We start from the raw sequence: 26,268 nt of genomic DNA on the forward strand, positions 1-26,268 counted from the left end.
ATCTGTCACTGTGACCACCGTCGAATAAAAACCTCCCATTGGACTCATTCAGTACCAGGGTCGACGGCGTCGCATGGCGTCGTGAGTTGCGCGGTGTGCAGACGCGCCTTTATCCAGCCACGGCTGTACACCAACACCCTGTCCGCCATCGCCACGGGAAAATGAATGAACCCATGGGCCGACTCCGGCAACAGATACGCCTCCACCTGACTCCAGCGCTCGGCGATCAGCAGCGTGTCGTCCCTGAGCGGGTCCAGTTCGCCCACGAACATCAACGCTGGCGGCATGCCGGCGAAGTCGCCATACAAGGGTGACAAGGGCGGCTGTCGACGCTCGTCATCGGTGATCCCCGGCGTGAGCAAGCGCAGCGCCGTGACCATTCCCGGCCCATCGAGCAACAGCGTTTGCGGCCCGGCGTTGCGCACACTCGGCGTGCCGGTCAAGTCATACACCCCGTAGTACAACACCGCGCCATGGACACGCTGGAGCAACAGCGGCCATTGCTTCAACGCCAGCAACGTCGCCGCCGCCAGGTGCCCGCCGGCCGATTCGCCGACAAAAAACACCGGCAGGCCGGCAAACTCCGCGCAGTCCGCCAACAGCCAGCGCGCAGCGGCCAGGCAGTCTTCCAGCAACCCTTCCACCGGCGTGTTAACCGCCAGCCGATAGTCCACCGATACCACCGCCACGTCGCACGCGCGCACCATGCCGAGGTTGAGGTCGTCATTCATTTGCGCATTGCCAATCACCCAGCCGCCGCCGTGGATATCCAGCACCACGCCCTTGGGCGCACCGGCGGGCCGCAGGATACGCACCGGCACGGCGCCGATGAGCCGGATTTCCACCACAGGCGGTTTCTGGAACCTTTGCCGGGTGCGCAACAGCGCCTGGATCACACGCGGCGTGACGCGGTTGCGGATCTTGAAGCGCGGCAACCACGCAAGCGTGCGATTGAAGCGGCGCATCTGGGCCAGTTCGGGCTCGCTGGCGGGCCAGTGTTGGTAAGCCATCAACGGTTATTTCGCAGGATCGAGAAGTTCAACGCCGCCGCTACGCACAGCCAGGCCAGGTACGGAAACAGGATCAGGCCGGTAATCAGGTCCAGACGCACTGCCAGCACCACCATCGCCGCCACGGTCAGCCACAGCAGCACAATGATCACCATTCCGGCGAGCAAGCGATGCGCGCCGAAGAACACCGGCGTCCACAGCGTATTCAACGCAATCTGCGTGGCCCACAGCGCCAACACCATCTCGCTGCCTGGGATCAGGCTCAAGCGGTAACCGGCCCAGGCCAGCAGCAGGTAGATAATCGTCCACGCCACCGGGAACAACCAGTTGGGCGGAGTGAAGCTGGGCTTGACCAGGGATTCGTACCAGGCGCCGGGTTTGAAAATCACACCGGTACTGGCGGCGGCGGCGCAGGCGAGCAGGAAGATGAAGAAGGTCATGGTCGGTCCTTGAGGTTAAAGGGTTGGAAGGCAAGGCTATGCTTTAAGTGACTCAGCTTTAAATGACTCAAATCGGCGCCGATAAATTCAATGTGCACGGCAAAAATGACAGGCAGGCCGTCTCTTCTGCGCGTCATGAAAAATCGGTAAGGTGCCTAACCAACCCACATCGATTTGCCGGGTTCTGCACATGCCACCAGGGAGCCTCACCTTGCCCGCCACCCATGCCGATCACCGCAGCAGCCTGGGGTCAGTGTTCCTGATCTTCCTGCGCCTGGGCCTGACCTCCTTCGGCGGGCCGATTGCGCACCTGGGTTATTTTCGCGAGGAATTCGTCACCCGCAGACGCTGGCTCAGTGAACACAGCTATGCCGAACTGGTCGCCCTGTGCCAGTTCCTGCCCGGCCCGGCCAGCAGTCAGGTCGGCATCGCGTTGGGCCTGTCACGTGCCGGTTACGCGGGTGCCGCGGCGGCCTGGGCCGGGTTCACCTTGCCGTCGGCCATCGCGCTGATTCTGTTTGCCCTGGGCCTGTCTCACTATGGCGGTGCCCTGCCCGCCGGCGCGTTGCATGGCCTCAAGATTGTCGCCGTGGCGGTGGTGGCCCAAGCCGTGTGGGGCATGGCGCGCACCCTGTGTCGGGGCTGGGCGCGGATAATATTGATGCTGGGCGCCGCCGGTTGGGTACTGCTGCAACCGTCTGCCTGGAGCCCGGTGGCAGTGATCATCGTGGCTGGGGTGGTCGGCCTGCTGCTGTTCAAGCCCGCGCCCCGTGCCGAGCCCGACGCACTGCCCATCGCCATCAGCCGCCGTGCCGCAACGCTGTGGCTGGCGCTGTTCCTGCTGTTGCTGGTGAGCTTGCCGCTGCTTGCCGACTGGACGAGCGACCCCACGCTGGCGCTGGTGGACGCCTTCTACCGCACCGGCTCACTGGTGTTTGGCGGCGGCCACGTAGTGCTGCCGTTATTGCAAGCCCAGGTAGTGCCCAGCCAATGGGTGAGCAACGACGTTTTCCTCGCCGGCTACGGCGCCGCCCAAGCCGTGCCCGGCCCGCTGTTCACCTTCGCGGCCTTTCTCGGCGCCTCGATGACCCACGCCCCTACCGACTGGCTGGGCGGCCTGATCGGCCTGCTGGCGATCTTTGCGCCGTCATTTTTGCTGATCTTCGGCGCGCTGCCCTTCTGGGCCTGCCTGCGCCACAGCCCGCGCACCCAGGCCGCGCTGGCCGGTGTGAACGCAGCGGTGGTGGGTTTGTTACTGGCGGCGTTGTACCGGCCCGTATGGACCAGCGCGATTTTCAGCGTTTACGACCTGGCCCTGGCAATGCTCGCATTGGCGGCATTGATGCTGATGAAATTGCCGCCGTGGCTGGTGGTGATCGGGTGCAGCGTGCTCGGCGGTTTATTCGGCTGACCCCGGCGGCACAATCCTGAGCCAAGGCCAGCGTTCCTGATAACTCCTGGCCTTGTGCAAAAACAGCTCGGGCTCGGCATGCACCGGGTTGATGCGCAGCACGCCCTGTTCCACATCCGCCAAGCCATACGGCGCATACACCTCGCCCGTGGCAATATCCAAGGCAATGCACGTACCCGCCACCAGGTAACGGTCCACCCCTTGCCTGGCCGAGTGCAACTGAGGGTAAGGCCGGCCAAACCGCTGCCCATACCAAAGATGAACCCGCGCCTGGTTCTTCACCTCCACGTTAACCCCCAGGTCCCGGAACAACGACTCGGCCCTGCGGATCACCGCATCCTCAGCCTCGTAGGACACGTCCGGGTCGAAGTAGAAAACGTCATAGTCCTTCACCTCCGCATCAACCGGCCGACTCGCCTGATGATTCCACACCGCCTGGAACAGACAGCCCGCCGTAAGCATGCACTGCTCCAGCCCCAGCGACGGCAAGCGTGCGGTAATCTCAGCGTTGATAGGGTTGGCCATGGCGAGTTTGAGCAAGGTGTCGACGGTCAATGTCATGGGGTCCCTGGGTGGTCAATTCGGTGTGCAGTGACTCTACAACAGCGTGGTGAAGGATTTGGTGGTGGTCTGCTTTTTCTGTGGGTTCGAAGGGGTAAAGCGTTCGCCACCCTGCGGCACCTTGCTCCATTGCCTACGCTTGCGTCAGAATCCGCCGGCTTGTGCGCTGGGGTGGCCGTATTTAAGGTGGCTCGGTCGCTGAATCTCTCGGCGATCGGGTTTAGTAGCCCACGGTTTAACCTAACAAGTGCACACGCTCCCTCCATCAGACTTCCCGTCTGTGCTTGATGGTGGCTGTGCGTAGGGCGCCCTCGGGCGCGCCGGTTTTGTTAGGTTTCACCGGTCTACTAACCTGCGTACAGCTACCGCCTTATTGTTTAGTAGCGATGAGGTCGTGGCCCAAGCAAGGAACTTAACAATGGCTGCTGATTCAACCGCGCTCTTTAGCGTCACCCCCGACGCCAGTAGTGAAACCCTTATCACCAACAGTTTCGAAACCTTCACCAGCGTCAGCACCCTGCTGCTCGACCTGTCCGAAGACCTCCACGGCAAGCACCGCGATGTCGCGCTGGCGATTCATCAATTGAGTGAACTGGGCGTACTGCTCACCGGCAAATTGCTTGACCGTGAGGCGCCGTGTACGGGTTGATTGACAGCATTTAAATCAAAAAGCCTGATTAATCGCTGAGTCGTTGCAGGCCGTATGCAACGGTTTGGCGATTTGCTTTTTGATGAGCCTGGTGGGGGCGTATGCAATACAAAATGAGGTGACACGCTGCAAGGGCAGGCGTTTAGTAAGCATGCCGTTGGTAGCCTAAAGACAGAGGGGCCTAATCAAACAGCTACTATTGGATCGAATGAGTGGGTGGCGGCTTTCGGCCAGAAGCGGACGTCCAGCCCACCACTTTCTTCAGGCAGAAGCTGCCAACAGGAAGGCAATCTTGAAAAGGATATAAACTCGCCTGGCGGTGTCCCAGACGTCAACATACGGAAATAGATTCGTGCAGATTCATATTATCTACACCCGAACAGTCATGTTGCTCTCCAAGCATCCTTACCAATCATGGAGAGAAATTCAAAATCAGTACCCTGACTACATGACTTCGCTAGGCCCTTGGGAAGAAGATACGGTCATCGAATACCTTGCAGATGAATACCCAGAACTTTCCCCGCATCTGCAAGAGCAAGTCAATGCGTTCATAGCGGATACTCAAGAGGCAAGAGTGCTTACTTTTGCCGCATAAATCGTCTTAGCGAGCATTCTCAGAAGCTCGCCCTGGACGTCCGCTTTGGGTCGTTTCCTGCCCCTCGCGACAGGCAACATTCGGCCGATTGTGTTGAAAAAGTCGACCCGGCCTGAGTACCCATGCATTGAGCGGTGAAACGCCTTTTTTGCACGCTGCTACGTCAAATCTGAGCCCTGAACCTTCTGCGCAAAACACAGATTTCAATCTCAGACGCGTACTTTTCTGCCATGGAAACCGAAGCCGACTTTTTCAACAGAATCGGCCAAATGCGGCCATTGCGCCTATCTAGTAAACCAGGGACGATTCACCTTTATTTCAAGCCTGGTCAGACGCTCGTTCTTCTCACTTATTGCTTGACTCATTCTGATTGATCAGGCCTGTTAACGCCGCCTCTTCCGCCATTAATAAGGAAATTATGAAGCCTCTTTACCTGTGTTCAGTTCTGCTGCTTGCAGGCTGCGCCCCAGCGCCGAAATACCTTGTGCCTGCGGGGGCGCCCCAGGCGATGATCCGCAGCGAACTGGTCTCTATGGAAAATTATCGAAACGGCGTGACTCTGGTCCAGGCGCCTGCCATCGGCTGCAAATACGGCAGAACCGTGGCGACTGAGTCGGGGATGGGGAAGCAGTTGGTTTCCGTTTATAAGAATGTCTCGACGCCGGAGGGTTTTTTTCCGATTGAAGCCGGCAAACCGCTGCACTTGGAAATGCGCGGCGTGGCCAATGCCAATCGCTCGTGCAGCGTAGCGTTTGTCAGCGAATTTGCGCCGGGCGCACGCTATGTAATCAAGGGAGGGATTGTCGACGTCCCGGGCTCGCTGAGCCGGTGTTACATCGACATATTCAATGTCGATTCGGGCGTACGCTTGCCCACCGCCGGTGAGCCTAAAATAGAACGTACTTGTGCGTTGGACCGGTTACCGACGCTGTAGCGTAAAAACGGGGTCAGGCTACCATCGTAAAGGCGGGGGTTATATTTGACCTGTGGTCTGATCCCGGTTTTACGTTGTATGCCAATCATTGTATGTCGCGAGAGGCTGCTTTCGGCCAAATGCTGACACCTGCCAAGTGTAGATTCCACTCTAAAGCTGACACTTCAAATTGTCTTCGACAGTAGGGGCGACTCACACTGACAGCCTGCGAAGGCCTCACCTAGGATTTGCTCCGGGCCGGGCGCGAAGGCTGGACATCGTGCGGCTGGGCAACTTAGCTGAGGAGCGTAAGCGCTAGGAGCTGGACCGGTTGGCGGTACTCAAGACCGGCAGACGTACACTGCTGGAAAGCGCTTCGAAGCTATCGCTACACCAGATTGATAGTGGTGGCTATTTTTTAGCGGCGATGCTCATAATCTGGCACAACCAGAACGCGAGAATTGACATGTCGCCCAAAGTATTTGTAAGTCATGCAAGTGAAGACAAAGAACGCTTTGTATTGGATTTCGCGACGCAGTTAAGGGCTAATGGAGTTGATGCGTGGCTTGATAAATGGGAAATGCTACCTGGCGACAGCCTCATAACGAAGATTTTTGAAGAAGGGATTAAGGATGCCCAGGCAGTAATAGTTGTGTTGTCGAAAAATAGCGTTGAAAAACCCTGGGTCAAACATGAGCTTGATGCTGCATGTGTGAAGCGAATCAATACTGGGAGTAAGTTAATTCCTGTTGTTATCGACGATTGCAAAGTTCCTGAAGTTTTGAAAGCGACTCTTTGGGAGAGCATTCACGATACAGCCTCATATCAGCCCAGCCTTGAACGTATCATTGCTTCGATTTTTGGTGCTTCGGACAAGCCGGCTCTGGGCAAACCACCGGCATATGTAGGTGGCTTTGGCTCAAGTGTCGCCGGCCACAATAATGTAGACAGCCTAGTATACAAACTGGCATGCGAGTTCGCGCTGGAAACAGGCTCAAGACATGTAAGCATTTCGGCTTTTTGCAATGATGGTGAATTGATCATCCCAGAACATCAACTAAGAGAATCAGTTGAGGTGCTCGGTGAGCACGGGACATTAGATCTTCAGCATAGTTTGGGAGGAGAACTTCCTTCTATCTCAGTAACTGACGCTGGATTTGAATTGTATGCTCGTGACCATGTGGAGAATTACGACGTGGTGTTTCGCTCAGTAGTCTCCGCCATTGTAAACAATGGTTTTACGAGTCTTTCACAAATAAAAAATGAACTTAATTTCAAGTCATTTTTGATTGAACATGTTTTGAGAGTTCTTGCGAGCGGACAGAAAATTTCTGTTTCTTGGTTTCTCGGTGGGGACTGCTCAATTAACAGCGTCTCCCCATCTTTGCGTCGATCACTATCCTGATCACCTATATTTGCAGTTCTCGTTTTAAATCCAGCAAATACCAATGCTCCGAATAAAAGCACTGGCACCTTCACCATGATGACGATAGCCGTGCAGAAGAGGCGATTCCGGCCCGACTGACCAGTAGCCAGCCGGGCACTGCCTGCCATTGCTTGGGCATCTGGGTCATCATCAGGCCGCAGAGGAAGAGAAGGCCGGTTACCTTGATCCCGAAGTCGATCAACGTCATTCAGTAGCTGCCGTGGTGCTACCGTGAATACCCCCGCTCGGTAGATGAGGCCACCCGGCCTAGAGTGCTTCAGTCCGCTTGTAGCCGGCTTCAGTCGGCCGTCCTAGATAGGCTGATAGATTGTATCCGCTTTCTGCCCCCTCCCATGCTGATCCAAACCTTTCCGGCGGATTGGTGAGTTGACACTTCGAGTTTCCCTGCATACCAGATAGTCTTCAGCGAATACCTTTGCTGAGCGTAGCCATGGTCGACACATATACAGATGATCGCGCCCTTGAGCTATATGCAGCGTTCAGGGGCAATCGGCGAAGTACGCCGCTACTGGAGCTGGCACCCTACCCGAAACTGTTTGGGGGGGAGAGCTTCAACATGGTGGCGATGCCTTTTCATACGGTTGCGCAGGATGCATTGCGTGAGATTGCCAACTCAATTAACGGCTTCGTGAGATACATTCATTTCTTGCACGCTTGGCGTCCGATCTACGAGAAGGCTTCAGAGGAGGATCAATACAATCTGTTGTTGGACCATGTCAAACCGCTGACCACTCTGTGCCTCTCGGCGCCGCAAGCCCTGCGTGGCCGACTAATACATGCAGCAACTGCGACCTCTTATCATGCAATTGCATTCCTGAAATGGCCTGAAAACCCGCCGCACTGGAATGGTGGTCATACAAGTATGAAGCAGGCCAAGACCGTGAGCGAAGCGTGGTCCCGCTGGCCAGTGCTTGCTACCTCATTGAATCGAATGGCAGAACAAACCTTTAATGAGGCGACAAGCGACTTTCGGAATCAGCATGAGCATGGCCATCCTCGCTCAATCGCGTTAGGACACATCAATGTGGTCAGGCGAATCGAAATCAACGGGCGGGTCGGCTGGTCGTTCGGGCAACAGGAGCCAATGCGACTGAGTGAGCTACTACCTATTTTTGAAAAGGAACATGGCTACGCCATGGACGCGTTCATAGCGTATCTGGAGATGGTCAAGGAGCAACATACTGCCTATGGCTTGCTTTAATGCAGATCATGACTGACCGGATCTGGCCGATAGCAGCCTCTCACCGACACTCCGTTTTAGGCGGTTCGACGCCCTTTCCAGTAATCGCTTACCATGGCTCACGGATTTTAATTTTCAATCATTAAATGGTACTGAGTAATGAAAAGGTTTATATCCAACGCCCTCGCATTGACGTTGCTCTGTGCACTTTCAAATGGAGTGTCCGCGGAAACGCCTTCTCATCGGGACGCCAAAATTTTCGTCAATCAGGCACAGATCGGCCGAAACCTTCCCGGTATTGCACTATCGGTGGCAAAGCGGACGGTGACCTATACAATTCTCGCCAGCAGGCTGGGACATGCGGATGCGGCTTCAGCGGTATCGAAAGAGATCGACGCACTACTGCCCAAGTATCAATCCAGGTGGGATGAAAAAATCGCGCAAGCATATGAAAAATCATTCTCTGATGAGGAGTTGTCTTCGCTCGCATCGGAAGGCCGATCATCAAAATACGCGGCGAAAGTCAGAGAGCAACAAGACAAGATCGGTATGGCGATGGAGTCAAGCTCCAAACCGATCCTGAGCGAAATGGTCTCAGAAGCCCTCAATGCTACGTTTTCCAAGCAATCCTTTGAATAAGTGTTCTGTCATTGAAACTATCGACGTGTCTTCCGCTTTCAATTTCAAACGACCGACAACTTCGCCCCCCTTCACGACGGGCAGCAATCGGCCAAAAGCGGACGTTTGACTGACGCCTACTTTGCGTAAATTGCGTCCCTTGAAGCCAACTGCTATCGATGGTGACTCAACAGCAGCATTCCTGTTTTTTACGCTTCACGGTCTTTGCGTAATTCAATACAGAGCAACATGCCAGCCCCTACCATTATGGCAACATCAGCAATATTGAAAACCCCAGTGTGCACAGCCCCCAGGTTGAGCACCATATAGTCGACCACGTGTCCCTCACGAAACACTCGATCAATCAAGTTGGAGGCGCCACCCAATGCGAGAAGGTAGACAGCCGCTGATCTCCGTGGAGAGCTTGTCCAGCGTGCCAAGGACCACCAAGTGGCCCAACACACCACAGCTGCCACGCCGACTATGAAAATCACTTGTTTTACACCTGGCGCCAACCCCGCACCCAAACTAAGGAATGCGCCAGGGTTCAGGCTCAATGCGATATCCAGCCACGCGAAACTACCACCGAGTTTGAAGCTGTCCGATTGCAGTGCCCCTAACGCCTGTACCTTGACCCACTGATCCAGAGCGATAAATCCTAGGCCAATCAACACCGCAAAAAGCCGACTTCTCATCATGAGTTCCATGATCAATCCTTTCATTCATTAATACCGGGTTGGCAGGCATGGCTTGCCATTGGCAGCGGCGGCAAGATAGCGCGGCCTCGATGCTGGGTCTAGTGATGGGGGAGTTAGAACGCGGACGCAGCATTACGACCCAAAGCGGCCTTTCGTGGCGGTTAGCTTCCCGCCGCGAAGGGCAGCTATGGGTCGAAATCCGCCGGTCATGAAGGGCAGCAGTCGGCCAGAAGCAGCCACTCAACGCATCTCGATAATTCCCAGCCGACCGTGCATCATCACGCTCACTTTGATTCCTTCGCGGTGCAGAACATGCCGCCCGCATATATAAGTCTTTGAAATGGAAGTCATCTCATGTTCGAACGCAACCCACTGGTTCCGGAGATTATGGTCACCAACCTGGAAAGCAGCCTCGCTTTCTGGGTTTCTTGCTTGAGCTTCACGGTAGCTTATCAGCGCCCGGAGGACGGATTCGCCTACCTTGATTTGAATGGTGCTCAAGTAATGCTTGAGCAGGTTGATTCGCAGGCAGGCCAATGGCTGACTGCGCCGTTGACCAAGCCGTTTGGAAGAGGAATCAACCTACAGATTGATGTTGATGCCGTCGCCCCCATCTTGCGGAAACTTGATCAGGCTGGATTTCCACTCTTTCGAGAATGCAAGGACACCTGGTATCGGGCTGATGATGTAGAAGTAGGCCAGCGCGAATTCATCGTCCAGGATCCCGACGGTTATCTCATCAGGTTGGTCGAGCGGCTGGGTGAGAGACCGGCTTGCTCAATCTGCGTTTGAATCTGAGCCAAGCCGACCATCAGCGATCAGCTAAATGCGGACGTTTAGAGTGTCTAGCCCTGAAATGGCTTTACACCTGTTTCACCTAACCACCGGCGCATGCTCGGCCATCAACGCTATCACCCAGTCGATAAACACCCGCACCTTGGCGCTGACATGGCGATTCGGCGGGAAGGCCAGGTACATCGGCATGGGCGCCATGTGCCAGTCCTCGAACAGCGGCAGCAGCTCGCCGCTGGCCAGGTGCGGTTTGGCCATGTACTGCGGTAGCCAAAGCATGCCCAGACCCGCCAGGCCGGCGGCCAGGTATGCATTGCCGTCGTCGACCGTCAGTTGCGGGCGCCCCTGGATCTCGATGCGTTCCTCGCTACGCTGCATCGCGTAGGGCAAGGATTTGCCTGTGCGAAACCAGAGGAAGCCAACGGTACTGTGCCTGCCCTCCTCCAGCTCCTGGGGGTGCGCTGGCGTACCGAAGCGCTGCAGATAGCCGGGCGCGGCATAGATACCGATGTGCAGATCGCCCACATGCCTTGCCATCAGCGACTGATCAATGATTTCGCCGCCGCGCACCACACAGTCGACGTTTTCGCCAATGATGTCGACAATCCGGTCGCTCACGCCCAGGGTCAGCTGGATTTCCGGGTAGCGTGCAAAGAACCCCGGCAAGGCGGGTATCAGCAGCATCCGCGCAAACGGGCTGGGCACATCCACCCGCAGCCGCCCGCGCGGTGTCATCGATGCGCTGGACAGGCTGGTCTCGGCGTCGTCCATATCGACCAGTAGCCGGATGACGCGCTCGTAGTAGACCGCGCCATCGGCGGTGACGTTGACCTTGCGTGTGGTGCGGTTGAGCAAGCGCACACGCAGCCTCGCTTCCAGTTGCTGAACGAGCTGCGTCACGGTGGTCTTGCTCATGTGCAGGGTGGCGGCCGCCTTGGTGAAGCTGCCGGTTTCCACCACGCGGGCAAAGGCCTGCATTGCATCGAAACGGTCCATTTCACGCCTCACTGGGGTTCTGGATAGTTTGGATTCTACAAACAGTCATGACCAGCGTTGCGCGTTTATTCGGGTCGCCCGTGTTTTTACACTGGTTCCTTCGTAATCAGCGGGCCACGTCGGCCCCGAAGGAGAGATGCAATGACCAGCAAACGTGATGTGGTTTTCCCGCCTGACCGCCATGCACTGTACGAGCTCCACCGTTACTCACCAGCGATTCGCTCCAACGGTTTTCTGTTCGTATCCGGTCAGGTCGGCAGCCGCAAGGATGGCTCGGCCGAACCGGACCTCGCGACACAGGTTCGCCTGGCCTTCGCCAATCTCAACGCGATCCTGACCGAGGCCGGCAGTAGTTTCGAGGATGTGGTCGACACGACCATCTTCATGGTCGACCCCGCCTCGACATTCGAAACGATCTGGGAAGTAGTGGCCGAGTACTGGGGCGAAGCGCCCTATCCGACGGCGACCGCTATTGGCGTGACCTGGTTGTCCGGTTTTGATTTCGAGATCAAGGTGATTGCCAAACTGTCCCAATGAACTCGGCTCAGTCCTTCTCCGACTGTCGAAGGGGGCCATCTTTTTTTCTGGGGGGATGCTAAGGATTGCAGGCGGCGCTAGTTTTCTAGTGCCTGTGTGCGCCGTATAGTGGAAATATTGCCTCGGTCAAAGGAATGGCTATGATCCCGTTAACCTGCCTGTTTGTCGGTTTAATTGGCACCCATGAAATCGTAAAAATCAGCTCGCATTGCGCGAAAAGGAGAACGCTATGCGTGCAGAAATGATTCTTGCCGGGATCGGCACCACATTGGCGCTGTTGTCTGCATCGCCAGCCCAGCCTGCGCCCCTGCCGCTGGAAACTGTCAACCAGGGTGTTATCTCGGTGCGGGTACAAGGCTCGGGAACAGATATCATCCTGATTCCAGGATTTGCCTCGTCCTGCGACGTATGGGCTGATTTGGCCTCCAGATTACGACAGAGCCATCGGCTCCATCTTGTACAGGTAGCTGGCTTTGCCGGCTCGCCTGCTGTGTCCGACCCAGAAGGGAAAGTAGTTGCGCCGACGGTGGAGGCGATCGCTGAATACATCCGCAGCCAGCGCCTCGAGGCGCCGGTCATCATCGGTCATTCGTTGGGTGGTGAGGCGGCACTGATGCTGGGTGCTCGTCATCCCGATCAAGTGGGACGCCTGATGATTGTCGATGCGATGCCCTTTTATACCTTGCTGTTTGATCCCTTCGCGACCCGTGAAACGGCGACCCCGCAGGCGGCTGCGATGCGCGATGCAATGTTCGCGGCAACGCCTGAGCAGGCGCAAACCATGCAGCATGCCGCTATCGCCCGCCTCGCCAAAACTGAAGCGGTCAGGCCAGCCTTGGTCGCAGCGGGGATAAACTCGGACCGAGAGACTATGGCCAATGCCATGTATGAGCTGATGGTCACTGACCTGCGACCTGAGCTTGGACGCATCAAGGTGCCTGTCGAGGTCGTCTATGCCTATGACCCGCTTTACGGCATAGAGGCGTCCCACGTTGATGCAATGTTCCGTAACGCCTATGTCTCGACCCCAACTATCAGCTTCAGGCGTATTGACGGCAGTTTTCACTTCATCATGCTGGATCAGCCAGAACTTTTCGCCGCTGCTGTCATCGAGTTCCTGAGTCCAGGAACGGCCGCGGGATTGCTAGATTGATGAATTGCCACTAAAGGGTGCAGGGCTCGTTGCCGTACTTGCAGGAAAGCACGCCGAAAAAACGGGTGACCATTTGTTATCACCCTGACTATTATTGAAGTTCATTATTTGCCTACCAAGTAAATCAGCCGAGTCTCCCAGTTGAGAGGGATCGACAGGCTGCGGGCTAATTCGCCAAGGAATTTACGTGTTCAAGATTTTCGCTTTAGCGCTTACCCTTACGTGCCTGTCCGGCTGTGGTCAACAACCCCTTGTCCATGCCGTAAAACCCCTCTCTACCCTTCAGGTACAGGAACACGCCCTGATGATCGGTAAGTGGTACGGCGAAGCGACCACCCTCGACGGTAAACGTACGCAGCAACTGAGTGAACATCGCGCCGATGGCACCTTCAACGTGAAGTTCCGCGTGACCGACAACTCCGGCGAATGGTTTGAGCAAAAGGAATTTGGCCTATGGGGAGTGTCTGGCAAGATCTACTTCACCATCACTACCGGGAGACAAGAGGGGGATCAGATCATTTTTGCCAAACCAGGAAACCCTCACCTTAATGACGCCTATGAAATCATCGAACTAACCGCCACTACTTACCGCAGCAAGGCGCGAGACGGCGGCGACGACTTCACCCAAAAAAGAGTGGACGACGGGTTTCAGTTTCCGGCGATTCCGGTGGTCAAGCCTTGATGATTGCTCCCGCGCTCTGGTTGGATAGGCCGCTCTGGACGCGCCTTGTCGGGCTGTCGCAGAGGCTTTGTCCCATGCAATGGTGACGATCCCGCTGTGTCCGCTTCGGGTTAGATGTATTCATTCATGAGGGGCTGCTGGTGGCCGGAAGCAGCCTTTCGTGGCTGGCAGCTACCGGCCAAATGCGGCCATTGCGCCTATCTAGTAAACCAGGGGCGATTCACCTTTATTTCAAGCCTGGTCAGACGCTCGTTCTTCTCACTTATTGCTTGACTCATTCTGATTGATCAGGCCTGTTAACGCCGCCTCTTCCGCCATTAATAAGGAAATTATGAAGCCTCTTTACCTGTGTTCAGTTCTGCTGCTTGCAGGCTGCGCCCCAGCGCCGAAATATTTTGTGCCTGCGGGGGCGCCCCAGGCGATGATCCGCAGCGAACTGGTCTCTATGGAAAATTATCGAACGGCGTGACTCTGGTCCAGGCGCCTGCCATCGGCTGCAAATACGGAAGAACCGTGGCGACTGAGTCGGGGATGGGGAAGCAGTTGGTTTCCGTTTATAAGAATGTCTCGACGCCGGAGGGTTTTTTTCCGATTGAAGCCGGCAAACCGCTGCACTTGGAAATGCGCGGCGTGGCCAATGCCAATCGCTCGTGCAGCGTAGCGTTTGTCAGCGAATTTGCGCCGGGCGCACGCTATGTGATCAAGGGAGGGATTGTCGACGTCCCGGGCTCGCTGAGCCGGTGTTACATCGACATATTCAATGTCGATTCGGGCGTACGCTTGCCCACCGCCGGTGAGCCGAAAATAGAACGTACTTGTGCGTTGGACCGGTTACCGACGCTGTAGCGTAAAAAAAACGGGGTCAGGCTACCATCGTAAAAGCGGGGGTTATATTTGACTTGTGGTCTGATCCCGGTTTTACGTTGTATGCCAATCATTGTATGTCGCGAGAGACTGCTTTCGGCCAGAAGCAGTCCTTTCGCAAATCTCCAAGCGCGTTTACAAACCAGATACCGGCACAAGTTTAGGCGAGACTTCATGACACTTCCCAAAGGCGACATCATAAAGCTGATCGATGTTGGCCAAGCAAAGGTAGTGCTCTCTGATTGGTTGAACTCCCGGGAGGTGGCTCCTGGAGATATCGCTGAAGTGGAAGATATTTCAATGGGTGAAGCTGGATGTATCGCTCGCTTGCTGTGCGAGTCACATCCAGGATCTCTCGAATGGAGAGCCTCATATATTTTGAGTGGATTGACCTATGAGGCGCTTCGTAGCTATCCCAATGATGTCCCCTCTTGAATGTCTGTTCGGGGCCGACCTCCATCTGTCGCCACAGTCAGCTTAGGGTCGATTTCGGTCGGTCGTGACAGGCAGAAAGCGGCCATGGCGCTGGCTATCTCAGCCGCGTTGGAGCGATATCGCAAACCGGCCGTTCTCCAGTCCTGCACGGCCAGGTTGATTACTAACCAGAATTAGGGGGGTATGAACCCTGTGGGCCTGACCAGAGTCGATGTCCAGCAATTGCTCGAGGTTGCCGTGATCGGCAGTAATCAGACATTTACCCGCTGTCTAAATACGACCGCAAGGTCAAGCAGCACGGTTGGGGCTGCAGCACTCCCGTAACAGGAGTACCACATTAGCTGAACAAAGCCGCCAAACAATACGCAGTCGACCGTTCAAAAAGACTTATGAACGACGACCAGGTTGGAATCCATGACTACTCGCATTCCATACGGCCAGTAGACTCAGAACTGCAAGAACGAATAGAGCCCAAGGGAAAGAGCCAGGACCTGCATACTGAAGTAACACGCCCCCTAGAAGCCCGCCGCCGGCGACCGCGAGATTAAACACGGTGACCAACATTGATTGCGCGACATCTGTCCCTTCACCCGCATTATCCGCGATAGCCGTCTGCAACAGCGTCGGCGCCCCACCAAAGGTCAGCCCCCACAAGGCGATCCCCACAAGAGTGATAATTGAGCTGCCATTGGCGATGCCAATGATTAATGCAGCCACGGCAAACAGTGTAAGACTAAGAATCGTCAGAGTCCTGAGTGAACGATCTACAAACACCCCGGTTATCCAGATTCCCAGAACGGAAGACGCACCAAACAGAAACAACACCACATCAACGTAGTCGGCGAGGCCGACAGACGCCAGATAAGGCGCGATATAGGTGTAGAGAATGTTGTGGGCCAAGATCCAGGCGAAGATCACGAAGAGCACTGACCGGATGCCCGGAGTAAGAAAAATGTCTCGAATGGATTGACGCTTTGAAGACGACTGGCCTGGGAAATCCGGAATACAGGATCTGACCCAAACCAACAGGGCAAATGAGAGCCCTGACATTATCCAAAATACACCCCTCCAATCCGAAAGGCCGCCCAACCAGGTCCCCAATGGAACGCCAATCGACAGAGCAATGGGTTGGCCCACACCGACAATGGCCAACGCTCGCCCCTGAAGATGGTTAGGTACCATACGTCTGGCGTAGCCAGCCAGCAGTCCCCAAATAAGACCCGCGGCCATCCCCGCGATAAAACGCGAGACAAGTATCACGACGAAATTGGAAGAAAGCGCCGTGATCGAGTTGAAAACCAGCAAGCCAAAAATAGCCAGAAGAAACAGTGGTCTCCTCCGCCAGCTGCGAGTGGCCGCAACGATAGGGATCGCCGCTAAAACCGAACCCAAGGCATAAAGGGTTACCAACTGACCGGCAAACGCTTCTGAAACTCCGAGGCTCAACCCAATCTGTGGTAATAGGCCCGCCGGCATGGTTTCAGTCATGATGGCAATGAAACCCGCTAACGTAAACGCCAGTAGTTTCCAAACGGGAATACGCTCGCTATAGTCGATATCGGAAATCGGTCGACTGGAAAAGCTATTGTCCTGAGCTGTCATAATACATTCACCGCTTTAATAATTTGGGGCTTTGCAAAGTAGATGCGCACGCTGGAGGACCTCGGGTTCATAAACCTCCGCGTGCCATCCAAGGGGGTCAATAGGCTCGAGCGCTATTGATATTACATTTGCACTACACGAAAAAATCGACTCCAGTAACTGCGAAACACCTTCGCTGATCTGTCGCTTCTGCTCTTCAGAAATGTCGTTACGAAAATACTTTATATTTACATGAGGCATGACGGCACCCTCTACAAAAAAAACGTAGCTTTAGGTGCCATAGCTTCAAGCTGCAACATCCTTGACACAATCGCATCAACCAGGTTATTTACCCCTGCCTCCTTTAGAATTTCATAGTGATCAAAACCAAGTTCAAACACTTGATGAGTTGCTGTCAGACCGCCTAAAGACGCCTCAAGGAACGAGTAATCATCACCAACCGCCTTGAAAATTGAAATCGGGGCAATGATCGCGTGTTCAGTCAGCTCCTTGAATGTGTATTTAAACTCATAGGTCAACTCAACAATTTTTACGATTCTTTCAATAACACTCGAATCTAAGCTTGGGTATCGAGCGGCCACAAACTCGATGAAGTCTTCATTCGTAGTCACCGACGACAAGCACTGAGCGAGTTCAGGGCCTGAGATAGAACTGGCAAAAACAGAATAGAGAATTGTCAAATAATCCCGATTAAGCCTGTTTGTCGAGTGCACAGATACAGAATTCTCTGATTTCCGTGCTTCAGGTGAACCTGGAGCAATCAAAAACAAATTATCAACAATGTCCCCTGCCTGCTCGAGTTGATACGCAACCTCAAAGGAGACTCGCGCACCAAAAGAGTACCCCCACAGCGTATACGGACCTTGTTTTTGATGTTCCTTGATCAGTTTAATATCTTGCGCCGCCATCGCCTTGATCGTTGAATAGGGAACCTCCCCTTCATTGATACCCAGTGCCTGCACAGCAAAAAATGGCCTGTTCAAACCGTTACTTGTTGCAAGCAAGCGCAAATTCATTGGGTATCCGCCAAGCCCTGGCCAGCAATAAATTGGCACACCGGTTGATTCAATATTCAATTTAATCAAACGAGAAATCTGCTGGGTTTTCCTTTCCTCGAGAAGCATGGCGAGTGCTTCAACCGTTGCAGCTGAGAAAATGGTCTGCAGAGGCAGCGAAGCTTTCAAAGCCTTATTGATCTTGTTGATTAACACAACAGCCAGTAGCGAGTTCCCGCCCATTTCAAAAAAATCATCGGTTATTGACAATGACTCGCAACTCATAACGTCTTGCCATATCCGCGCAACTTCTTTCTCCATGACAGAGCGAGGCAAGATATATGCTCTTTTTACGCGCTGCCCCTCAACGAGAGATTTAAGCAGCTGAACATTAACTTTCCCATTGGAGGACAGAGGTAATTTATCAAGTACAATGATTTTATTGGGAATCATGTACTCAGGCAAAAAACTGATCAAATCCTGCTTTATTATTTCCGCTGGCCCTTTTGAATGCACAGCGTCTTCTTTCATCCCTTCACTACGAATCTGCTCTTCACTGACTCGACCAGCCAGGGCAAAATACGAAGGGCCAGAGCCGAAATCAGCATCTTTCAAGATTGCGTTCAATCTCTTGGCGGTCAGTAAATCATTTCCGGTTTTGCTGCTGTATCCAGAGGACATCAATCCGATATTAATTCCATTTTGTTGTAGTTGTTGAAGTCTTCTGCCGAGGTCAACATAGTTACTCCAACCGTCAAAATCTTTACTGACAATCGAGATACCGAAACTTGCGTTTTCATATGTCTGCTGATTAATTGCAATCACATGCTTTTTCAATATCAAATCAGGGGAAATCTTCAAAAACTCACCCTTTGAATATCGATACTGACCTTCGTTAAGATCCATTACTTTACCAGCATGGGTCTGGACCAGTAACTCTACAGGCCCACCCAAACGTCTATCTACCGAGGGCACAACATCGTAGCTACCGATATAAAAATTATCATTTTCACATTCCAGAAACACCCTGACATTAGGCGTAAATTGTCCAATTCCAATGCCTAATCCATAAGCGGGCAAAACATAGTCGAGCAATCCGAGTATGTGCCCTGCTTCCATATCCAGAACTTCAATTATATTATTTTTGTAGACCGCTTCGATGGCTGATTTTTTACCCATAAAGTGGATGGTTAATCTGTGAGTACGCCCTCCCTCAATTGATTGAATTAAAACGAGTTCATGGTCAATCGGTGAAAAATAGTAGTAACCTGAAACAAGGCCTGCGACATTGTGTATTTCGAGATAAAGCTGCGTCGCATAAAGAGCACCTGGCGACGCATAAGCATATTTCGGCAACAAACGCTCTTGGCTTGTAAAGGGGCCGAGCGTTCGAAGTATTTCTCCGAGCGTGTTAATGGAAACTTCGCTTATACTTGTCGACTCTGTTGCGATGACGCGGTGCTCCAGCAATTCTACAATATCTTTTTTACAGATCGCTTCGCCTTCGAAAAAACGGTATGTTTTCCGAGCAAACGCTTGCTTCCTTTGTTGCTTTGAAGCCATTTTATGAGGAAGAACGATGACCGGTTTCCCTGCATTTTCCGCATCGCTTCGCAACCCAAGGTTGCTCAGTTGTGCCTTGACTTGGACTCGACCTTCCTTCGATTGATGATGAGCACCATGGTTTCCTTGATCCATAAGCGTTGCCTCACGTGGATTCAACTCTAAACACGCGACTAAAGTCTGAACACCCGTGTGTGAATCACTATCAATAATAGCGGCAGCGCTTTTTACCCAATCATGATTCTCAATGGCTACACGAATTTCGTCCAACTCAACACGATAACCCCGTAGTTTTACTTGGTTATCGACGCGGCCAACGAATTGAACACTGCAATCCCTATTCCAGCTTGCGAGGTCGCCAGTTCGATAAAGTCGAATCTTTTGTTTGGCATCGCTCACCGATAACTTTATAAATTTTTCGGCCGTTTGTTCCGGCTTATTCAAATAGCCACGTGCGACCTGCAAACCGCCAATATACAACTCACCGACCCTGCCAACTTCTGTACTCGGAACAACTTCATGACCATCGATAATATAATAACTAGTGTTACTAACTGGAAAACCGATGGAGATTACCTTAGGGCCATCTAAAACCATCTGATTATCGACGGTGACAGCCGAAGCATTGATCGTGCACTCAGTAGGGCCGTAAAGATTTATCAGGCTGCACCCCGGCATAACCTCGAGGCAGCTTTTCGCAAGCTTTCGCGTGAGTGCTTCACCTCCACTGAAAATCTGCGAAAGAGTTGTACACGCTACGAATTCTGGCTCATCAATCAGTGCCTGTAATAATGTAGGAACGCACTGAATAGTACTGACGTTAAATTGCTGTATAGTTTCTATCATCGCGCAGGGATCGCGATAAATACCTGACTTGCCCATCACTATTTTGGAGCCCAGTGCGACAGAGAGAATTTCCCATTGCGCAGCGTCAAAGCTCATAGGTGTTTTACGCAAGATCGTTTTTTTATTATCAATTTTGTATTCTTTATTCAACCACAGCAGCTGGTTAAGAATGCTACGATGCTCAATCTCAACGCCTTTCGGTTTTCCGGTTGTACCCGACGTGTAAATTACATAGGCAAGGCAGCTACCTACCAGTCTTTTAGTCCGCGCATTTGAGGAGTCAACCTCAAAATTTGATTTCAGCTTGACGTCGTTCAGCGTGACAATGATCACGTCAGAAAGAGCCAGTTCCTTCAACTTTTTGACTAAATGAATCTGGGTAAAAATCACTTTGATCTTCGAGTCCTGAATCATATAACGGACTCGTTCATCGGGATATTCTGGAGCCAACGGCAGATAGGCACACCCGGCGCGGAGAATTCCCCATGTACCAATCATCATATCCATTGATGGCTCAGCATAAATGCCGATACATTCATTTACTCGAACACCGAAACTTACAAACTCATCAGAAAGCAACTTGCTCTTTACATCCAGCTCTGAATAGGTCAACGCTCCTTCCTCTCCAATCACGGCTACAACTTCTGGAGACTCCGAGCATTGATGCAGAAACAAATCCACCAGTGTCAAGTCACTGCCATCTGAAAAATTTTTGTACTTTTCTTTATCGCTTTTCTGTTTCCCTACAATGATTGAATCTCCAACCTTCATTTGATTCCTTTCCTTTATTTTAGTATTTGAAAAATCGGCACAGCAAAGCTAGACGTATCATTAACATGATCGCCAAGTCAGATATTTCATTCGAACATTAATCGGCGACTAGCAGTCGTCGCGCCGATTTTCATGACGCAGAGTTCCGAAACGAAAGCTTCAGAGCTGTTTATATATTTATTAGTGATTTTCTAGAAGAGATCCGAATCCGCTGAAAGAGTCTATGAGGCCACTCTGTCTCAGCGCATGCCAATAGAGCACGACATTGTTGGAGATGACTGGTTTGTTTAACCAAGCCTCAGCAATCGCAGCCGCACGAGCCATTGCGACATTTGTACCCACCTGAACGATGGCTTCCACATCAGCGCTATCAACTTCCTTGATAGTCTGAAATATTTTCTCTTGGGAGATGTGCGATATCTGGGCTGGGCTGTAGGCTCCAAGCCCCTGAATTGCAACGACCTCATAACCATTATCCGTAAAGAACTTGCTGACGGTGTTATCGCCCACTGGCAGGTACGGGGTAATTACCGCGATACGCTTGATATTGCCAAAGGCTCTAAATGCCGCTTGATAGGCGTCTGGACTGGTCGTTACGGGTACTCCTCCGGTCATGGTCAAAAATGAATCCATTACACGCTCATGGCTCCCCGGGCCGTCCCAGTAACTCTCGGGTGAAACACCAATAATCACCCTATCTGGCTTGCACGTGAGCAAGCTATGAATAGCATCCCCTGTGGACGTTCGGATATTGTTCAAGACACTATTGAAACCAGCTTGCTTGTCCATCAACTGGTCTTGAATCAGCATCCTGCTTGCATGATTTGTAACTCCCTGCACCCTGAGAGAGTCTGTTTCTGGCTGCATGGAAGTGTTAGTTGAAGGGAGTACAATCCCTACTTTCAGGCGATATCCAAGTGCATCAAACATAATTTATCTCAGAACCGATGGTATTAGCACCGGCCTATATAGTTCGTGGGATCTACACAGTACTGCTGCTATTATTTAGCAAGGTACGAAGCGGCCATGTCCTTGTCGCCATGACCGGCTTGCAGAGCGCGGTTGAAACGATTTAGCCCGGCCGCTACAGCATCTACCTTTACGCCAGCCTCCTTGGCTGCCTCAACGACCAGCTCAGCGTCTTTGACAGCGTTCGCCACTGAGAAGCTAACGGTGTAATCGCCAGACAGAATCGACGCCGCCTTCAGCTGAAAATACATGCTGTCCATAGGACCACCTTTCACGACATCAACCACTAGAGCAGGGTCAACGCCTAGTGCCTCCGCGATAGACAAACTTTCTGCAATGCCGTGAGTGAGGGCGAAAGCCCAGCTATTAAGAGCCAATTTCAACTTGCTGCTAACACCGCTTTGCTCAGAAACCCACAAGGTACGTTTGCCGATCGCATCGAAGATGGGTTGAATCGCTTCACGTTGCGACAGGCTGCCGGATGCAATGATGATCAGTTGCCCTTGTTCGGCAGGTCCACGAGTGCCTTGAACCGGTGCGTCATAGAACTCCAGACCATGTTGCTCGGCAAATGCAGTCAGTTCTTCATTCGCTTTGACACCTACGGTGCTCAACTGAAGCCAAACTGTACCTTTTACAAGGCCTGGCAGCGCGGCTTTCATCGCCTCAAGTACTGCAGGACCGTCTTTCAACACAGTCAGGATAATACTTGCACCACGTACCGCATCTTCTGCTTTTTCAAACACTTCGACGCCCGAAACCGAAAGAGCTGTTGCTTTCTCATAAGTACGATTCCACGCATTTACGTTGAATGCATTTTTCTGGAGGTTACGCGCTACCGCAGCCCCGATAATGCCAGTCCCAAGTACCGCAACCGTTTTGGATTGAGCGGATGCTTGCGAAAAGTTAGTCATTTTATATCCCTATCGATCGTTAGTTTAAGTTTATCAATCAGTACAGCAAAGACGCTTTAGCAATAGATGTGCTCAGCGCCCGTTTACATCCAATTAACACATTTGTCTAAAACAGACAGCATTATGGAACGATCAGTACAATACTAGGCAAAAAAAATCTACTCACCTAGTCACTGCCAAATCGTTGCTCTCAAAGAGCGCTTATTGCGACATTAACAATATCTTCCAGTCTTTCCGCGCGTTCTTCTTGTTCACTTCCTTTGCCGAGCACCCTAATACCCTGAATGGTATTGACAAAAAATCTGGCGAGGGCGCCCGGTTTTTTTTCTGCTGATATTTCACCGCTCTCCTGGCCTCGTTTTATCAACTCCTTGAGGGCACGCTCCATACGGGTAAAGTTTTGGGCGACCAAATTTGCTATGTCTTGGTCATGCCTTGCCAACTCCAACGAGGCATTGGCGACCATGCATCCCAGACTCTCTTTATCATTGAGTTCTTCCGAAACAATCTTCATCAGCAGTTTGCGTACGATATCTCGTACCAACCCTTCCTCGGATAAAATCGAGATGTTTGGCGCAGTGAGTTGGTAATAACGACGTAGCGCAAACTCATAGAGACCTAGTTTGCTACCAAACGCATTGTAGAGACTTCCTCGTCCAAGCCCTGTTCCTTCTACAAGATGCTGAATGCTTGCCCCGCTATACCCTCGCAACCAAAAAACACGCATAGCCGCTTCGGCTATGGCATCTGAATCAAACTCCTTTGGTCTCATAGGGTTGCGCGCTCTGGAATGATCGTTCCAAATAATCTAAAGCTTCTATCTCAGATAGTCAACACCCATTCCTGCCTTGAAATCCGGGCTCCTGGCGTCACCCCAGACAACGCAATCGTTCAAGGAACAATCTTCACAGCAAAAAAACTCAGTGAATCCGCAAATTTTTTTCATCTCTGGGGGATTGTTTCGAAATATCTTGCAACAAGGTTTGAAATCGTGCAGCGTAAAAAAGCTCACACCTTGGGTGAATTCTGTTCACTTGATTTTAACTAAAGCTCATTCAACTCTCACACTTACCCCGTACAGTCGCGTCCTCGATACTGTAAATCGAGCGGCTAGCTGACGTTAAAAACCTATCAGCAAAGGATTTATATATGAATATGGACATCGTGCGCACCGGCCTTGAAACTGCGGCGTATTCAGAGACTGTGACTATCCCGGCCACATCCTCTCTTACATACGTCAGCGGTATTCTGGCGGATTTGTTTGATATTGAAGCACCTCCAGGCACAATATCATCCTACGGCGACACAAAAACACAGACCCTTTCGGTGTTCAATAAAATCAATAAAATCCTGCAAGGGTGCAATTTATCCATGGCTGATATTATTCAAATTCGAGTCTTTCTTGTGGGAACCGTAGAGTTGGACGGGAAACTCGATTTCTCAGGCTTCCAGCAGAGTTACAATATGTTTTTCGGGTCTTCAGATCAGCCAAACAAGCCAACTCGAACCGCTGTTCAGGTTGTCGCCCTGCCGCTACCAGGTACATTGGTAGAGGTTGATGTTATTGCGGTTGGCCGTTGAGGACCAAGAGAGCATCTTGAAACTTTTTGGTGTTGTTATACGTTGCCGATTCACCCCTTTGTATATCGACGCTCCGGCCACACCCAAGACGACATGCAGTTGTATCTAGGGTGCAGTTTTAGAAAAATTTTACTCGCCAGCTTGTGAGGCCATCGCGTCACCGGCTCGCTGAATATTGCTCTAGATATTATTTGCCCCGACCTGGATATCGACCGGATCGTCGGCGCCTCCGTTGGCTGGCTGGCGCTCGCGACGCTGCTCTTTATGGCCCACGCGTTCTGTCAATTGCTGCCTTTTGTAATAGGCGGCTATCGACCCAGAGTGTGTAAAAACGCGCTTTTGCACTGTCGGCGCTTAGCGCCGACGGCTGTTAGCTGAGTAATTGCTCACAATAAGCCCTGCGGATCATCACTTGGGCCTAGGAGCCCTCAGCGTCGCTTCTATCTTGCTGGGTGGCCAAAATAAAGACCTCTTCAGGCCGACAGCGCCTTCATTAAAACGCTAGTACCAAGAATTTTCATGACCCGCTTAAGGTTGTAGACGAGCACGTTCAAGCTCATCTCGGCGCTCACCCCGTTGAGCTTTTCGGGGTCAGGAAGTGCGTCGCGCCCATCCATTGCTTGAGCGCGCCGAAGGGATGCTAACTGTCCGTTTTCGGATCCGCATCATCTCTGGGGCGTTACTCAGCCTGTTCTGCATTTCCTCCAATACGGCCTCATGCTCCCATCGCCGAACTCGCCGTTGCTTGCTCGGTGTGCACTTCGGTTTCAATGCGCATCCCTGGCAGTTGGAACTCCATTAACGGTGTAACTTCAGGCCTTTTTCAACGCTGGAAAAGCGCCAGTTCAACGCCTCTCCAGCCGGACAAATGTATTCGTTTTTCGCTGTGTCATAGATGAAAACATCGTTATTGATACGCCCGTCAGCCTTGACTCCCGAAGTCATCGGCGTGGGCACATAGGCGGTGGTGCCTGCATCGTGACAAGCCAGGATTTGTTCGCTTTTGAAGTAACCTCTGTCAGCCACTACTGAAAACGTATCTGACGCCATCGCCTCGCGGGCCAGGTTGGCCATCGAGCTGAGTTGATCGCAGTCGGAACCGACGTAGGTCACCTCGTGCGCAATGATCAAATGGTGCTGCGTATCGACCGCTGTTTGCGCGTTGTAGCCCACGATTCCCGTGCCGCGCGTCATCATGGAACGGCTGTCTGGGTCGGTCAGTAAGACTTGTTTATCCGGCGATTCATTGAGCTGTATTTCGATTGCCTGAAGCCCTTTCATTTGAGAGTTGAGCTTGGCGATTTTCTATTCCAGCCGCGCGGTACTGGGCTCGGAAGCTGTTGGTTCTTGCCGATCGGCAGCATCCAGTGCCGTCAGGTAACGGTTGATGCACGATTCAATTTCTTCCATTCGCCGCTTTAGTTTGGCGCTGGTGAAATTGCGGTCGCGGTTGTTGACGGCTTTGAATTTACTGCAGGATCGCAGGGTGATAACCAAGTCGGCCTGTCTCGGCAGGAATAGCGCTATCAAACCCCAAATTGACCAAGTCGAGTTCGTCGACTACCCGAACCGGATTGGTATCACCGACGTAGTCGTCAAGGCTTTCGGGAAGCAGAGTGCTTTGTCCGCGATGGTCACCTTGGATGAAACGTTTCATAGGCAATCCTGCGTTATCACTTTGGGCAATCGTGACAACGTTGGACGACCCTTGATGTACTCTGATGCAAGAAAGAAATGCTAGTAAATCCTGGAGTTTAAGGACTTGCCCATGGATGTGATTTCAGCGCACCTATTTTTCACAAATCATCGTACGCAAATTAATGCAAGCGATCACTGTGGCTGTTTTCACTGCGTGGGTGTGTTTTCGCCCTCAGAAATCACTGAGTGGATTGATCTAGGTAGCACCGCTCTGTGTCCGAAGTGCGGGATCGACTCGGTCATCGGTTCAGCATCCAGTCTGCCGATTACGCCTGAATTTCTTTCGAAAATGCACGAACACTGGTTCTAGAAGATCCCGCCATTCGACGGCATCCCTTCGGTTTGAGA

At 52.5% G+C, this 26,268-nt stretch carries 26 protein-coding genes and 1 pseudogene; 14 read left to right on the top strand and 13 right to left on the bottom strand.

Annotation, left to right across the window (positions count from 1 at the left end):
* Nucleotides 1-44: 44 nt before the first annotated feature.
* A complete protein-coding gene (locus tag C4J88_RS17905; protein WP_124407719.1) occupies nt 45-1,010 on the bottom strand; it encodes an alpha/beta hydrolase fold domain-containing protein in 966 nt (321 codons plus the stop codon).
* The gene (locus C4J88_RS17910) at nt 1,010-1,450 is read right to left on the bottom strand and encodes a TspO/MBR family protein (protein ID WP_124407720.1); all 441 of its coding nucleotides are present in this window, start codon (nt 1,448-1,450) and stop codon (nt 1,010-1,012) included. The genes C4J88_RS17905 and C4J88_RS17910 overlap by 1 nt, the downstream gene beginning before the upstream one ends.
* A gap of 190 nt (nt 1,451-1,640) precedes the next feature.
* Here C4J88_RS17910 and chrA point away from each other — a divergent pair, with 190 nt between their 5' ends.
* On the top strand, nt 1,641-2,861 hold the full coding sequence (chrA, locus tag C4J88_RS17915) for a chromate efflux transporter (protein ID WP_124407721.1): 1,221 nt from the start codon (nt 1,641-1,643) through the stop codon (nt 2,859-2,861).
* Here chrA and C4J88_RS17920 read toward each other — a convergent pair.
* Entirely contained in the window at nt 2,850-3,422 is a 573-nt protein-coding gene (locus tag C4J88_RS17920; RefSeq protein WP_124407722.1) for a nucleotidyltransferase family protein, read from the bottom strand. The genes chrA and C4J88_RS17920 overlap by 12 nt on opposite strands.
* Before the next feature lie 418 nt (nt 3,423-3,840).
* On the opposite strand from C4J88_RS17920, the gene C4J88_RS17925 reads away from it, so the two are divergent.
* The 4 genes from C4J88_RS17925 (at nt 3,841) to C4J88_RS17940 (ending at nt 6,984) form a co-directional block, all read left to right on the top strand.
* Nucleotides 3,841-4,071 (top strand): DUF6124 family protein, encoded by a 231-nt coding sequence (locus C4J88_RS17925; protein WP_124407723.1) that lies wholly within the window; start codon nt 3,841-3,843, stop codon nt 4,069-4,071.
* 352 nt (nt 4,072-4,423) lie between these two features.
* Entirely contained in the window at nt 4,424-4,666 is a 243-nt protein-coding gene (locus C4J88_RS17930) for a hypothetical protein (RefSeq protein WP_124407724.1), read from the top strand.
* Nucleotides 4,667-5,084: 418 nt separating this feature from the next.
* Entirely contained in the window at nt 5,085-5,600 is a 516-nt protein-coding gene (locus C4J88_RS17935; protein WP_164487726.1) for a hypothetical protein, read from the top strand.
* A gap of 310 nt (nt 5,601-5,910) precedes the next feature.
* Nucleotides 5,911-6,984, top strand: a complete 1,074-nt coding sequence (locus tag C4J88_RS17940) for a toll/interleukin-1 receptor domain-containing protein (RefSeq protein WP_218567104.1) — start codon at nt 5,911-5,913, stop codon at nt 6,982-6,984.
* A 70-nt stretch (nt 6,985-7,054) separates the two neighbouring features.
* Here C4J88_RS17940 and C4J88_RS27450 read toward each other — a convergent pair whose 3' ends face one another.
* Entirely contained in the window at nt 7,055-7,213 is a 159-nt protein-coding gene (locus C4J88_RS27450) for a hypothetical protein (RefSeq protein WP_164487727.1), read from the bottom strand.
* A gap of 243 nt (nt 7,214-7,456) precedes the next feature.
* Here C4J88_RS27450 and C4J88_RS17945 point away from each other — a divergent pair, with 243 nt between their 5' ends.
* On the top strand, nt 7,457-8,227 hold the full coding sequence (locus C4J88_RS17945; protein ID WP_124407725.1) for a hypothetical protein: 771 nt from the start codon (nt 7,457-7,459) through the stop codon (nt 8,225-8,227).
* Between the two features lie 138 nt (nt 8,228-8,365).
* Nucleotides 8,366-8,845 (top strand): hypothetical protein, encoded by a 480-nt coding sequence (locus C4J88_RS17950; protein WP_124407726.1) that lies wholly within the window; start codon nt 8,366-8,368, stop codon nt 8,843-8,845.
* Between the two features lie 188 nt (nt 8,846-9,033).
* Here the strand turns inward: C4J88_RS17950 and C4J88_RS17955 are convergent, their stop codons facing one another.
* Entirely contained in the window at nt 9,034-9,546 is a 513-nt protein-coding gene (locus C4J88_RS17955; RefSeq protein ID WP_256659045.1) for a signal peptidase II, read from the bottom strand.
* Between the two features lie 330 nt (nt 9,547-9,876).
* Here C4J88_RS17955 and C4J88_RS17960 point away from each other — a divergent pair, with 330 nt between their 5' ends.
* Nucleotides 9,877-10,314, top strand: coding sequence for a VOC family protein (locus tag C4J88_RS17960; RefSeq protein WP_124407727.1), 438 nt, complete (start codon nt 9,877-9,879; stop codon nt 10,312-10,314).
* Nucleotides 10,315-10,395: 81 nt separating this feature from the next.
* Here the strand turns inward: C4J88_RS17960 and C4J88_RS17965 are convergent, their stop codons facing one another.
* Nucleotides 10,396-11,310, bottom strand: a complete 915-nt coding sequence (locus tag C4J88_RS17965) for a LysR family transcriptional regulator (RefSeq protein ID WP_124407728.1) — start codon at nt 11,308-11,310, stop codon at nt 10,396-10,398.
* 141 nt (nt 11,311-11,451) lie between these two features.
* Here C4J88_RS17965 and C4J88_RS17970 point away from each other — a divergent pair, with 141 nt between their 5' ends.
* The 5 genes from C4J88_RS17970 to C4J88_RS17990 all read left to right on the top strand — a co-directional run bounded on the left by C4J88_RS17970 (nt 11,452) and on the right by C4J88_RS17990 (nt 14,981).
* On the top strand, nt 11,452-11,847 hold the full coding sequence (locus C4J88_RS17970) for a RidA family protein (RefSeq protein WP_124407729.1): 396 nt from the start codon (nt 11,452-11,454) through the stop codon (nt 11,845-11,847).
* A gap of 229 nt (nt 11,848-12,076) precedes the next feature.
* Nucleotides 12,077-13,000, top strand: a complete 924-nt coding sequence (locus C4J88_RS17975) for an alpha/beta fold hydrolase (protein ID WP_124407730.1) — start codon at nt 12,077-12,079, stop codon at nt 12,998-13,000.
* 187 nt (nt 13,001-13,187) lie between these two features.
* On the top strand, nt 13,188-13,682 hold the full coding sequence (locus C4J88_RS17980; protein ID WP_256659046.1) for a hypothetical protein: 495 nt from the start codon (nt 13,188-13,190) through the stop codon (nt 13,680-13,682).
* Between the two features lie 465 nt (nt 13,683-14,147).
* Nucleotides 14,148-14,528 (top strand): hypothetical protein, encoded by a 381-nt coding sequence (locus C4J88_RS17985; protein WP_256659047.1) that lies wholly within the window; start codon nt 14,148-14,150, stop codon nt 14,526-14,528.
* Between the two features lie 192 nt (nt 14,529-14,720).
* Nucleotides 14,721-14,981 carry a hypothetical protein gene (locus C4J88_RS17990; protein ID WP_124407732.1) on the top strand — a complete coding sequence of 87 codons (261 nt, stop codon included), beginning with the start codon at nt 14,721-14,723 and terminating at the stop codon, nt 14,979-14,981.
* Between the two features lie 387 nt (nt 14,982-15,368).
* Here the strand turns inward: C4J88_RS17990 and C4J88_RS18000 are convergent, their stop codons facing one another.
* The 6 genes from C4J88_RS18000 to C4J88_RS18025 all read right to left on the bottom strand — a co-directional run bounded on the left by C4J88_RS18000 (nt 15,369) and on the right by C4J88_RS18025 (nt 23,413).
* Nucleotides 15,369-16,583: an MFS transporter gene (locus C4J88_RS18000; RefSeq protein WP_124407733.1), complete on the bottom strand. Its 1,215-nt coding sequence runs from the start codon at nt 16,581-16,583 to the stop codon at nt 15,369-15,371.
* Between the two features lie 15 nt (nt 16,584-16,598).
* Entirely contained in the window at nt 16,599-16,823 is a 225-nt protein-coding gene (locus C4J88_RS28135; protein ID WP_124407734.1) for a tautomerase family protein, read from the bottom strand.
* An 11-nt stretch (nt 16,824-16,834) separates the two neighbouring features.
* Nucleotides 16,835-20,758 carry an amino acid adenylation domain-containing protein gene (locus tag C4J88_RS18010; RefSeq protein WP_124407735.1) on the bottom strand — a complete coding sequence of 1,308 codons (3,924 nt, stop codon included), beginning with the start codon at nt 20,756-20,758 and terminating at the stop codon, nt 16,835-16,837.
* 180 nt (nt 20,759-20,938) lie between these two features.
* Entirely contained in the window at nt 20,939-21,688 is a 750-nt protein-coding gene (locus C4J88_RS18015; RefSeq protein WP_124407736.1) for an arylmalonate decarboxylase, read from the bottom strand.
* 71 nt (nt 21,689-21,759) lie between these two features.
* Complete coding sequence (locus C4J88_RS18020) at nt 21,760-22,641, bottom strand: NAD(P)-dependent oxidoreductase (protein ID WP_124407737.1); 882 nt, start codon at nt 22,639-22,641, stop codon at nt 21,760-21,762.
* 190 nt (nt 22,642-22,831) lie between these two features.
* Nucleotides 22,832-23,413 carry a TetR/AcrR family transcriptional regulator gene (locus tag C4J88_RS18025; RefSeq protein WP_124407738.1) on the bottom strand — a complete coding sequence of 194 codons (582 nt, stop codon included), beginning with the start codon at nt 23,411-23,413 and terminating at the stop codon, nt 22,832-22,834.
* A gap of 377 nt (nt 23,414-23,790) precedes the next feature.
* Between C4J88_RS18025 and C4J88_RS18030 the strand changes: the two genes are divergently transcribed.
* The gene (locus tag C4J88_RS18030) at nt 23,791-24,222 is read left to right on the top strand and encodes a RidA family protein (protein ID WP_124407739.1); all 432 of its coding nucleotides are present in this window, start codon (nt 23,791-23,793) and stop codon (nt 24,220-24,222) included.
* A gap of 473 nt (nt 24,223-24,695) precedes the next feature.
* Here C4J88_RS18030 and C4J88_RS18035 read toward each other — a convergent pair.
* Nucleotides 24,696-25,879: pseudogene (locus C4J88_RS18035) on the bottom strand (transposase).
* Between the last annotated feature and the right edge of the window lie 389 nt (nt 25,880-26,268).

Source organism: Pseudomonas sp. R4-39-08 (genome assembly GCF_003852275.1).
Taxonomy (GTDB): domain Bacteria; phylum Pseudomonadota; class Gammaproteobacteria; order Pseudomonadales; family Pseudomonadaceae; genus Aquipseudomonas.